The organism is Candidatus Cloacimonadaceae bacterium, assembly GCA_030693415.1.
In the GTDB taxonomy this organism is placed as follows: domain Bacteria; phylum Cloacimonadota; class Cloacimonadia; order Cloacimonadales; family Cloacimonadaceae; genus JAUYAR01.
In genome coordinates this window covers 1-11,559 of the sequence record JAUYAR010000061.1, presented here as the reverse complement: position 1 = coordinate 11,559, position 11,559 = coordinate 1, and the positions used below count along the sequence as shown (strand labels likewise).

Here is an 11,559-nt window from a genome sequence, read left to right as displayed (position 1 = left end):
GTCTGCCCGAGGGCAAGGCAGACAAAATCTACTCCCTGCTGAACGTCAAAGTCTTCAAAAATCAAATCATCTCTAAACACAGAGTTTAGTGCCTAACTGAAAAATGACTGTCATATATACCAATAACTTAGTCCCTAAAATGCGAAACTTGGGATAGGAGTTAATAATAGGAAACTGACTAACTTGACTAACTATTTATCCGCGTAAGGCACTATATATAGACGCTTCCTTCTTACGAAAAACGCGCTAAGTTCCTGCCCCGCAATGCGGATGCTTTGATCAATTGGATATGGCGGGCAGGGGATGGAGAAGTGGCGTGAATAAGTGAGCAGGGGAACAAGTGAACGGGTGAACTAATGAACTTCTCTGATCTCTCTGTTTCTCTGTGGTGAAAGACGCGGAAGACTTGGAGAGTTCCGAGAAAAGCATTGACAATATAGGGCTCTGAAAAATGCTTGAATTTCCAGATATAAATAGTTAATAAATTGTGCTTTATATCATATAAAACTGACGAGGAAAACATGAAAGATTACGCGTTGAAGAAGCTTCGCAACCTGCTGTTCATGGGTTCGAGCGGCGCCGGGAAAACCACCCTGGCGGAGCAGATATTCTATCTGACCCATACCACTACCCGCATTGGAAAAATCGATGAGGGGAATACGGTGATGGATTTCGACCCTGAAGAAACAGCAAAAAAGATGTCCCAGATGCTCAGCATGGGCTTTGTGAATCATGCCGATCACAAGATCAACATTCTTGACGCCCCGGGCAATCCGGATTTCATCGGTGAATCGATTGTGGCGATCCCGGCGGTTGAAAACGTCGTGCTCGTTGCCAATGCCGCCGGTGGATTCGAAGTAGGCTTGGAGCTTGCCATAGAACAGCTTGAGAACAAAAAGGTCGGTAAGAGTGTGTTGGTCAACCGCATGGACAACGAACACGCTGATTTTTACAAAACTCTGGAAGTGATCCAGGAAAATAGCGGACTTCACGCCATTCCCATCCATCTGCCCATCGGCAGAGAAGGCGCTTTTGAAGGGATCGTGGACATCATCAAACAAAAAGCGATCCGTCTTTCCGGTGAAACTAATATTCCCGCGGAGATGCAATCCGCAGTGGAAGACGCCCGCATGCAATTGATGGAAGCGGTCGCCGAAACGGATGAGGAATTGCTCAACAGTTTCCTTGAAAGCATGGAATTGAGCGACGAACAGCTCCTTCCCGGGCTGAAAAAAGCCATCGCCAACGGAGAGATCGTTCCCGCATTCGTTTGCTCCGCGCATACCGGAGTGGGCGTCAAAGCTTTTCTCGATGCCGTGATCGAGTATCTTCCTTCACCGGAGGATTCCAATCCGCTGCATATTCTGGACAAGGAATCCCCCAGGGAGTTCATCGCCAGCGCCAACGGAGACCTGCTTGGATACATCTTCAAGCTTTATGCCGATCCCAATATGGGCGACTATGCCTATGTGCGCATGTTCTCCGGAACGCTAAAAACCGGTACGGAATTTTATATACCTGAAAAGGACGCCAAAGACAAAGCCGGAAACATGTATTACATGCTGGGTAAAAGCCGTCACGACACTCAGGAAATCAGAGCCGGCGAAATGGGTGCGCTGGTGAAACTCAAAAACGCCAAAACCCTGAACAGCGTCACCGGACTCGGCTCCAGACTTTCACTCCCGATGCCGATACTTCCTACTCCCACTTATTGGCAGATGATCCGCGCGGCGAATCAATCCGATGAAGACAAGATCGGATCCTCATTGCATCGGGTGATTGCGGAAGACCCCACAATCAAGTTTGATCTGAACATGGAGACCCATGAAAATGTGATTTCCGGTATGGGTGAACAACATCTCGCGTTAGTCTTGAAAAAGCTCAAAAACCGCTATAAAGTGGACGCGATGATGAAAGAACCGCGTATCCCCTACAAAGAAACCATCATGGGCAGCGCCGAATCCCAGTATCGCCACAAAAAACAATCCGGCGGACGCGGTCAATATGGAGAAGTCTATTTTCGCATCAAACCAACCGAACGTGGGGATGGATTCAAATTTATCAATGCCCTTGTCGGTGGAGTAATCCCGTCAAACTTCGTTCCCGCGATCGAAAAAGGACTGCTCGAAACTCTGGAAAAAGGCATCATTGCCGGCTACCAAGTCGTTGACGTAGCGGTTGAAGTCTATTACGGCAGCTACCATGATGTGGACAGCTCCGAGATGGCTTTTAAGATCGCTTCTTCGATGGCGCTCAAGGAAGGTTTCAAGAAATGCAAACCGATCCTGCTCGAACCGATCCACGATCTCGTCATCATCGTTCCCAGCGAATATATGGGAGACGTGATGGGCGATATCAGTACCCGCCGCGGACGCATCATGGGAATGGAACAGCGCGGCAAGAAACAGTATCTGAACGCGCAAATGCCTGTCGCAGAGATGTATCTTTATTTTCCAGCGCTCAAATCCTTTACCCAAGGCAGAGGACGCTTCACCCAGAAGTTCTCGCATTATGAGAAGGTTCCGGATGATATCACACAGAAAGTGGTCGCCGCCTGGCATGAAGAAGCATAAATATAAGTGCTTGATAATAGATAAAGACAATCTGGGAGGCGATATGAATCGCCTCCCTTTTTCCTTCTTGACATAATTGTGCCATCACCTCAGAGTGGCACACACGCGAATATAACAAAGATATTACAGATAAAAGAAAGAGGTTGGTATGTCCGGACACAATAAGTGGAGCACGATCAAACACAAGAAAGCGGCGACCGATGCCAAACGCGGCAAGATCTATACCCGGCTCGTCAAAGAGATCATCCTCGCAGCCAAATCCGGTGGCGGAGACACCGAGATGAATCCCCGTCTCAGAACTGCGATCAATTCCGCAAAAACGGCAAACATGCCGCGCGAAAACATCGAACGCGCCGTCAAACGCGGCACCGGTGAGATCGAAGGCGTCGCCTATGAAGAGATCACCTACGAAGGTTATGGGCACAACGGGGTCGGCATCGTCATCGACGTGATGACCGACAACAAAAACCGCACAGTGGCAGAGCTGCGGCACACTTTTTCCAAATATGGCGGCAACCTTGCTGAGACTGGAGCGGTATCCTGGAATTTCGAGCAAAAGGGCTTTTTCAACGTTCCCGCAGCGGGCATGGATGAAGACGAGTTTATTTTGCAGGCTTTGGAGGCGGGAGCAGAAGACGTGGAACTCAACGACGAGAACTTTGAGGTCTATACCTCACCCACGGAGTTTCACACCGTGCTGCACAACTTTGAACAACTGGGTTTGCCGGTGCTAAACGCTGAGCTTACAAGGGTTCCCAAAAACACCGTCAATGCCGACGAAGTGGCAGCCAGACTGATGAAATTGATAGATATACTGGAAGATCTGGACGACGTGCAAAAAGTCTATAGCAATTTCACCCTCTCCGACGCGGTAATGGAAGAACTAAGCAAAGACTGATATACGAGAGTGATCATCATCGGAATCGATCCCGGCAGCCGCGTTTGCGGTTATGGCTTGCTTGAAGCAGAGGGTAGAAGGATCGTCGCCGCCGGTTGCGAAGTGATCGACGTTTCTAAAGAGAAAGACCTGATGATCCGCTTGAAACTTCTCTATGACGGCATCGATGCCGTGCTGGAAGAATACAAACCCTCCCTCGCGGTAGTCGAAAGCATGTTCTTTCAAAAACACATCAAGAGTATCTTCACGCTTGGACATGCCCGCGGAGTGATCCTGCTGGCGCTCGCCCGGCACAAAATACCCACCCATGAATATTCCCCCCGCGAGATAAAAAAAGCCGTGGTGGGAAACGGAAACGCCACGAAATTGCAGGTTCGCTATATGATCAATCAATTGTTTCAACTCTCCGTGTCCACGCGTCCGGATGACGCTTATGACGCGCTTGCCATCGCCATGTGCCATTTCAACAGGATAAAGTTCATCTCATGATCTATCACATCAAAGGCATCCTCCATCAGAAAAGCCCGGTCAAAGCGGTGATCGAAACCGCGATGGGGCTGGCTTTCGAGCTCAAGATTCCGATCAGCACTTATGAAAAGCTTCCCGAGATCGGACAGCCCTGCGAACTGATCACGCATCTGCATATCGGTCAGGATGATATCCGGCTCTTTGGTTTCAGCACTACACAGGAATGCGAATTGTTTCTAATGCTGACCCGTATCTCCGGCATCGGACCCAAGATCGCGCTTTCGATCATCTCCACTCTCGCGATCCCCACTTTTGTGCGCGCCATCGAACGCGGCGAGGAAGCTCTGATCACCAAGGTACCTGGCATCGGGAAAAAATCCGCCCAACGACTGATTATCGAGCTCAAGGGTAGTGTCCGCCACTTAGCGGAAAGGTTTGAGCACAAGGACAGGATCGTTGAGGACGACAAATTTATGGAAGTGGAAAGCGCGCTCGTCTCGCTTGGTTTCAATGTCCTCGACATCAACCGGGAGCTCAATCTGCTGCCTGCCGAAGTCTTGCAGCTTCCTCCGGAGCTTTTGCTCAAGGAAACCATCAAACGTCTCTATCAGAGAAGCAAATGATGCTGCGTCAGGAAGCCTATCAGACCATTCTGAAGGTGTTTAAGAACCACGAGTTTTCGGACAACCTCCTGCATCAGCGTGCAAAAAAGCTCAAAGCGGATAACCTGAACGTGGCACTCTATTATACAATGGTCAAAGGCGTTATCAAACGACAGCTTCAGCTTGATTATATCATTTCCCTCCATACCGATGCCAAAAAATATGCTGCAACGGACATCAAGATCAAGATCATGCTCTACCTGGGCTTGTATCAGCTCATCTATCTGGATTCGGTGCCGGAACACGCCGCCGTGAACGAAACGGTTGAACTGGCAAAAACCATACTTGGTGCTCAAGTGGGAGATTTTGTCAATGCAGTATTGCGAAATTATCTTCGCCATCCCAAGATCGAATATCCCGCGCAGACCGATCAACGCATCGCTTATGAGCATTCCTATCCCCTCGAGCTGATCAGAAATTGGATCTCACTCTGGGGTGAAGAGGACACCGAGTATCTGGCGCTCTATTTTAACGAGAATCCCGCTTTGCACCTGCGCGCAAACGCCACCGCCACCACATCTCAAAAGCTCATTCGATACTATGAAAAACGCGGCATCATACTCGAACAATCTCTCGCCAGCAAGATGATGCTGACTACAAACCAGGCGGATGAAGTGCTCGACGACGTTGCATTTTCCGAGGGTTATTTCTCTGTGCAGGATAGCTCCTCCGCCCTGGTTGTTGAATTGCTCGATCCCCAAAAGGATGAGAACATTCTCGATCTCTTTGCCGCACCTGGCGGAAAATGCACCTATATCGCGGAGAAAATGGAAAACACCGGTGAGGTCATCGCCGTGGATAAGATCCCGAATAAAATGAAACTGCTCAAGCAAGCGGCAGATCGTCTCCAGCTTGAGAACATCAAGCTGATCGTGACCGACGCATTCAAATATGGACCTGTGGCACCGGCATACGACCGCGTGCTTGTGGACGCTCCTTGTTCCGGCTGGGGAGTTTTCAGCCGGAAAGCTGATCTTCGCTGGCAGGCGCATCAGGATATCGAAGAGCTGGTCAAGCTGCAGGAAAAAGCGATCAACTATGCTGCCAATTTCGTCAAATTAGGCGGTTTTATGGTCTATTCCACCTGCACGATGAATCCACGTGAAAACGAGGATCAGATAAAGCGCTTTCTCAAAACCAACAAACGCTTTGAACTAATCGACGCCGCCGGATTTATCCCCTCAAAATACACAGAAGACGGGTTTTTCAAATCCATACCTTTCAAACACCACATGGACGGTGCTTTCGCTGCCAAGCTGAAACGCGTTAAATAGGATAACCGATGAAGAAGAAAAAGAAACTTAACAGCAGAAAAGCCGGATACATCATTGGCATCGGGTTTGGGATCGTTCTGCTCACCGCATTTTTCACCAGCCAAGTCGTATTTCCAATCATGTTTGGCAAGCCCAAAAATGTGGCGGTCCCGGAGGTCGTCGGCATGAAAATATCACAGGCAAAGCGGCTTTTGCGGGAGATCGGATTGCACGTCGTAGTGAGGGATTCAGTGTGGTCTGAGAGCGATCCAATCGAGACCGTCTTGGAGCAATTTCCCGAACCGGGGGCTAAGCTGAAAGCAGAGGGAACCGTCTATCTCGTCATCTGCAAAGGATCGCAAATCGTACCCGTTCCCACAGTGATCGGCAGACATTTTGAGGAAGCATTCGCTACCTTGCGCAATAGCGGTCTCAGAGCTCTGGTCTCGGATTCGCTCTATTCAGACAGTTATCCCCGCAACATGGTGGTGCGCAGTTCACCGCCCGGTGGAACGAGAGTGGAAAAGAGTTCCACCGTCAAGCTATACCTGAGCCGTGGTGCGGAGCCACTTCCAGATTCCCTGCGTTAAGCAGGTGAATATATCTATTGAGCCTGCTGTTATGGATATTTGCCTGAAAAGCATCGAAGCCCTCAGCGAAAACTTCCAGCGCTATCGATTTGGATTGAAGCGGGATCAGTTCTGCCTTTTCGGCTTGTTGCTGGATTCTATCGAGGGAATCGGCACTCATCACTGTGGTGATCACGAAGACGAAATGTTGGTAAGCGTCTCCCGTTCGAGAATCAGCGAATTTGAGACATATCTATTTTGTTGGCAAGGTTTTATGCCTGATCCGGTCAAGGGAAAGCGGGGCAACCCAGCTTTGCGGTTGACAGAAATATCCCGGTGATTAACTTGATCCAAACTCTCTTTGTGAACAGGAGATACTAATTTATTATGTTTAAACGCGTCCTCAAACAGCAGATCATGAATCGGGTGCTCTATGCCCTTGTCCCCGGATTGCTATTTGCCGTTTATCTTTTCGGGTGGAGGGTTCTGGCGGTGGTCGCGGTAGCCAACATCGCCGCCTATATCACGGAATATCTCTTCATCTACAAAAAGAAGGGAGGCAAGGTGTCCATGGCGGTATTCGTGACCGCCACGCTCTACGCGATGACCCTTCCGCCAATGATACCACTCTGGATATCCGCACTGGGCGCTGTCGTCGCCATCGCCTTTGGAAAGATGGTTTTCGGAGGTTTCGGCACAAATATATTCAATCCCGCCATTCTGGGCAGAACCTTCGTCTATGTCTCCTTTCCGCAACAGATGACGGTGGAATGGCTCAAGCCCTATCTCTTGAAGGATTTCCCCGGCGGTCTGATCCGTTGGGTGTCCGGCGGAGGTGAATTGATGACCGGTGCCACGATCCTTGGACAATTCAGATTGAATGTCGGGATCACCCAAAGTTTTCGCGATGCATTTTTGGGCTTCGTTCCCGGTTCGATTGGAGAGACCTCTGCGCTTTTGATCATCGGCGCCGCGATCTATCTGATCTTCAGCAAAACGGCAAAGTGGCAACCCATGATTTCCACAGCGATTTCCATGCTCATCTTTGGCTATATTTTCTATCCGGATGTGAATCCTTTCTTTTTTTTGGTCAGTGGGGGAGCGATGTTTGGCATCGTCTATATGACCACCGATCCCGTCTCACAGGCAAAAGGCAAGATCGCCATCTGGGTCTATGGTATTCTGATTGGCTTCCTCACGATCTATATCAGGCGCTATTCCCTTTTTGCGGAAGGATTTATGTTTGCCTTGCTGCTCGTCAACGCCTTCATGCCGATCATCGAATACGGCATCGACACCTGGACAAAGAAAGGAGCGAAAGCATGAGTGCGGATCGAATTCCCTTCAAGGACACGATGCTCTATCCGATCGTCTTCATGCTCATCATCAGTTTCATTTTCGTGGGTGTCCTCGCCGCGATGTATCGCAGCAGCGAAGGCAAGATCAAACGATATCAAACCGAACAGTATCAAAAGCTCGTTCTCAAGCTTCTTTCGGGGAGCATTTCTTCCTCGACCGGGATCTCGGAAGCAAAACTGATGGCGGATTTTCCCGCGTCTTTCAATAAATACATCACAGAGAAAAAGGACAAGGGAATCGGACGCCGAATCTTCTTAGCCAGCGTCAACGACAGTATCCTGGCATATTGCACAGACATCGGCGGCAAGGGACTTTGGGGCTCGATGCGGGCTCTGGTCTCCACAAACACAAGTTTCGACACGATCCTGGATTTTGCCATCTACGCACAGATGGAAACCCCCGGTCTGGGAGCGCGCATCGGAGAGGAATGGTTTCTCAAACAATTCCGCGGACGCCCCGTAATCAAAAGCGGCAAAGTGCTCTCCCTTGAGCTCATCCCGGAAAAGCAACCAAGCTCCAATCCCTTGCAGATCAATCAGGTGACCGGCGCTACCATCACCAGCGTCAGCGTCCTCAAGATGCTGCGCGAAGAACTGTCATACGTGTATCAGAAAAAGCAGGCTCAAAGTGAATAAGAAAGACATCTTTATCATCAGCGCCTTCCGCGAAAACTCCGTCTGGAAACAGATACTTGGCATCTGTTCCGCTCTGGCGGTCACCAATCTGATGCTCAACAGCTTGATCATGGGCTTGGGCGTCATCTTCTCTCTGGCTTTGTCCAATTTCACCATTTCTCTGATCCGCAACCACACTCCGCGCAGCGTACGCATGATGGTTCAGACCCTGATCATCGCTTCCTACGTGATTATCGTGGATATATTTCTCAAGGCAAACCTGCCCGAGATCAGCAAACAGCTCGGACCGTATGTCGGGTTGATCATCACCAATTGCATTTTGATGGGACGGGCGGAAGCCTTCGCATCTCAGAACAAACCGCTGGACGCCTTTGTGGATGGAATCGGAGCTGGAGTGGGCTATACCCTTGTGCTGCTTGCGATTGCTTTTGTGCGCGAACTCTTCGGCTTCGGCTCCCTCTTTGGTTATCGCGTTGTCTGGGCAGGCTGGACAAATTGGTCGATCATGGTCATGGCACCCAGCGCCTTCTTTCTGTTGGCGATGTTGATCTGGATCATCAACAGCAAATATTACAAGGCGGGATAATAATGGATATCAATGCGTTTGTGCTCTTTTGGGCGGCGATCTTTACCAGCAACATCCTGCTGACCAATTTCCTCGGAATGTGCTCTTATCTCTCGGTTTCCAGAGAAGTGGAATCCTCCTTCGGGTTGGGCGTGGCGGTAATGTTTGTGCTTACCGTGACTGCCGGTTTAAACTGGCTCGTCTATCACTATGTTTTGGTGCCTTTTGGCATCGTCTATCTGCAATACATCGTCTTCATCATCGTGATCGCGGCATTTGTGCAATTGATCGAGTTGATCATCGAGCGCTATGTGCCTGCTCTGTATTACACCTTGGGCATCTTTTTACCGCTGATCACGGTGAATTGCGCCATCTTCGGCGTGAGCCTCTTTATGATCATCCGGGACTATAATTTCCTGCAATCAATAGCTTTCGGAGCGGGCAGCGGCATTGGCTGGCTGCTTGCCATTTTGATGTTGGCAGGAATCCGTGCCCGCCTGAAAGAAAAACTAATTCCCGTGGGTCTGAGAGGTGCAGGGATCAGTTTGATCATCACCGGCATCATGGCATTGGCGTTCATCGGTTTTTCCGGCATCGTCCAAATCCAATAGGAAATAGCGATGATCTTAGTGATTCTCAAGGACATCGCGACGCTCTGCTCAATCAGCGGAGTATTGGCTATCATCCTCGTCATCGCCCATCGCTTTTTGAACGACTATGGCATCGTCAAGATCAATATCAACGGCAAGAAAGATATCAATGTCAAGGGCGGCAACAGTTTGCTGAGTTCTCTGGCGGATAACAAGATATTCATTCCCTCCGCTTGCGGGGGCAGAGGAACTTGCGGCGCCTGCAAATGCGGTATCACCAAGGGCGGCGGACCGCTCTTGCCAACCGAAAGACCGCTGCTCACAAAAGAAGAGCTTATCACAAACACCCGTCTCGCTTGCCAAGTCAAGGTCAAATCGGACATCTATATCAATATCCCTGAAAACATCTTCAATATCCGCAAATTTAACAGCAAGATAGTCGAGATCATTGATTATACCTACGATATCAAAGGTGTCACCTTCAAGCTCGATGCCGGAGAAAAGATCGATTTTAAAGCCGGTCAATATATCCAGCTCATCACCCAACCCTATGCAAAGATGAGACAAAGCGTGAGCCGCGCCTATTCGATATCCTCCAAACCGGAGGAAGACGATCGCATCCAACTCATCATCCGCTATGTTCCGGAAGGGATCTGTACGACCTGGGTGCACCAGCAACTCAAAGTGGGGGATGAAGTTAGCTTCACTGGTCCGTATGGAGATTTCTTCCTGAGAGATACGGACGCGGATATCCTTTTCGTTGCCGGCGGATCGGGAAAGGCGCCGATCAAATCCATCCTTGACCATCTTCAGGTAGTTGGAACGCAGCGCCGCATGACATATTTCTTCGGGGCACGCTCAAAAAAAGACCTATATCTCACCGAAGAAATGAAAGCATTCGAATCAGTGTTTGAGTATTTCCGTTATGAGCCGGTGCTCTCTCAGCCAAAGGCGGAGGACAACTGGGACGGCAAAACAGGCTACGTGATGCCATTTCTAAAGGAAACCATCCGCGATCCCCAAAACACGGAAGCCTATCTCTGCGGCAGCCCCGGTATGATCGACGCCGTCTCCAAAGCCCTGATCGCCGCAGGTATCGCCAAAGACAAAATCTATTTCGACAGTTTTGGATGATGATATGAAAGCAAGCCCCAAAGAAATCAAAATCATGCAGAAAATGCAGCCCGGAACCATCACTCTGAGTGGATTCCTCGGCAATGACAAACGCACTCTGAACGAGATCATCGAGGACGATTTCAGACTCCTGAATGCCCTTGAGTTCACACCTGAGGAGATCGCCGACCGCATGCAGTATTTCACCGACAAAAGCTGGAACGCCTTCACCGACGAAGTCCTCATCGACGATATCTACCAGGTGGAAACGGAAGTAGTGCGCGGAAAATTGCCATGTCCATTCGGACACGTCGGCATCTATCGCAAAGCGATCACCAAGTTTACCAACACCCGGAAAAACATTTCCCTCTCCTGGACGTCACTCAATATCCACCTCATCCGTGCGCATGGCTTCTTTGAAGGCAAGGGATCAAGCTTTCGTCTCGAACCCGCGGAATTGGTGAACGCTATCTTCGATAGATAGAACGACGATCCGTCAGGATATTTCTCCACTGCCATCGGCTGTCCTCGCTGTTCAACATTCGAGGCAGTGATATCGCGTTTAGCCATGATTAGCCATGTCGTCTCAAGACGTCTCAAGATATCAAGATCAACGTCTCCGCAGCATCGGCATGCTGCGCTATATGTTCATGTCCATTACCTATCTCACCCAAGGCATTTTTCGGCAGGAAATTCCAAATGGTATGCCTCCTCCACGAAAGGATTAAATTGCTTAACCCAAGTTTCGCATTTTAGGGACTAAGTTATTGGTATATATGACAGTCATTTTTCAGTTAGGCACTAAACTCTGTGTTTAGAGATGATTTGATTTTTGAAGACTTTGACGTTCAGCAGGGAGTAGATTTTGTCTGCC

The 11,559-nt window shown here is 49.5% G+C and carries 13 protein-coding genes; all 13 read left to right on the top strand.

Annotated elements, in window-relative coordinates:
- The first annotated feature begins 521 nt into the window (after positions 1–521).
- The 13 genes from fusA to Q8M98_03985 all read left to right on the top strand — a co-directional run bounded on the left by fusA (position 522) and on the right by Q8M98_03985 (position 11,169).
- Positions 522–2,573: an elongation factor G gene (gene fusA, locus Q8M98_04045; protein ID MDP3113930.1), complete on the top strand. Its 2,052-nt coding sequence runs from the start codon at positions 522–524 to the stop codon at positions 2,571–2,573.
- A gap of 148 nt (positions 2,574–2,721) precedes the next feature.
- Entirely contained in the window at positions 2,722–3,471 is a 750-nt protein-coding gene (locus Q8M98_04040; protein MDP3113929.1) for a YebC/PmpR family DNA-binding transcriptional regulator, read from the top strand.
- Between the two features lie 9 nt (positions 3,472–3,480).
- The gene (gene ruvC, locus Q8M98_04035; protein ID MDP3113928.1) at positions 3,481–3,960 is read left to right on the top strand and encodes a crossover junction endodeoxyribonuclease RuvC; all 480 of its coding nucleotides are present in this window, start codon (positions 3,481–3,483) and stop codon (positions 3,958–3,960) included.
- Positions 3,957–4,562: a Holliday junction branch migration protein RuvA gene (gene ruvA, locus Q8M98_04030; protein ID MDP3113927.1), complete on the top strand. Its 606-nt coding sequence runs from the start codon at positions 3,957–3,959 to the stop codon at positions 4,560–4,562. Before ruvC ends, ruvA begins: the two co-directional genes overlap by 4 nt.
- Positions 4,559–5,875 (top strand): 16S rRNA (cytosine(967)-C(5))-methyltransferase RsmB, encoded by a 1,317-nt coding sequence (gene rsmB / locus Q8M98_04025; protein ID MDP3113926.1) that lies wholly within the window; start codon positions 4,559–4,561, stop codon positions 5,873–5,875. The genes ruvA and rsmB overlap by 4 nt, the downstream gene beginning before the upstream one ends.
- Before the next feature lie 8 nt (positions 5,876–5,883).
- Complete coding sequence (locus tag Q8M98_04020; protein MDP3113925.1) at positions 5,884–6,444, top strand: PASTA domain-containing protein; 561 nt, start codon at positions 5,884–5,886, stop codon at positions 6,442–6,444.
- A 31-nt stretch (positions 6,445–6,475) separates the two neighbouring features.
- Entirely contained in the window at positions 6,476–6,763 is a 288-nt protein-coding gene (locus Q8M98_04015) for a hypothetical protein (GenBank protein ID MDP3113924.1), read from the top strand.
- Positions 6,764–6,810: 47 nt separating this feature from the next.
- On the top strand, positions 6,811–7,749 hold the full coding sequence (locus Q8M98_04010; GenBank protein MDP3113923.1) for an RnfABCDGE type electron transport complex subunit D: 939 nt from the start codon (positions 6,811–6,813) through the stop codon (positions 7,747–7,749).
- Entirely contained in the window at positions 7,746–8,417 is a 672-nt protein-coding gene (locus Q8M98_04005) for an FMN-binding protein (GenBank protein ID MDP3113922.1), read from the top strand. The genes Q8M98_04010 and Q8M98_04005 overlap by 4 nt, the downstream gene beginning before the upstream one ends.
- Complete coding sequence (locus Q8M98_04000; GenBank protein MDP3113921.1) at positions 8,410–9,003, top strand: NADH:ubiquinone reductase (Na(+)-transporting) subunit D; 594 nt, start codon at positions 8,410–8,412, stop codon at positions 9,001–9,003. Before Q8M98_04005 ends, Q8M98_04000 begins: the two co-directional genes overlap by 8 nt.
- Positions 9,004–9,005: 2 nt before the next feature.
- Complete coding sequence (locus Q8M98_03995; protein MDP3113920.1) at positions 9,006–9,593, top strand: Rnf-Nqr domain containing protein; 588 nt, start codon at positions 9,006–9,008, stop codon at positions 9,591–9,593.
- Positions 9,594–9,602: 9 nt separating this feature from the next.
- Positions 9,603–10,706, top strand: a complete 1,104-nt coding sequence (locus tag Q8M98_03990; protein MDP3113919.1) for a 2Fe-2S iron-sulfur cluster binding domain-containing protein — start codon at positions 9,603–9,605, stop codon at positions 10,704–10,706.
- A gap of 4 nt (positions 10,707–10,710) precedes the next feature.
- Entirely contained in the window at positions 10,711–11,169 is a 459-nt protein-coding gene (locus tag Q8M98_03985; protein MDP3113918.1) for a hypothetical protein, read from the top strand.
- Positions 11,170–11,559 lie beyond the last annotated feature (390 nt).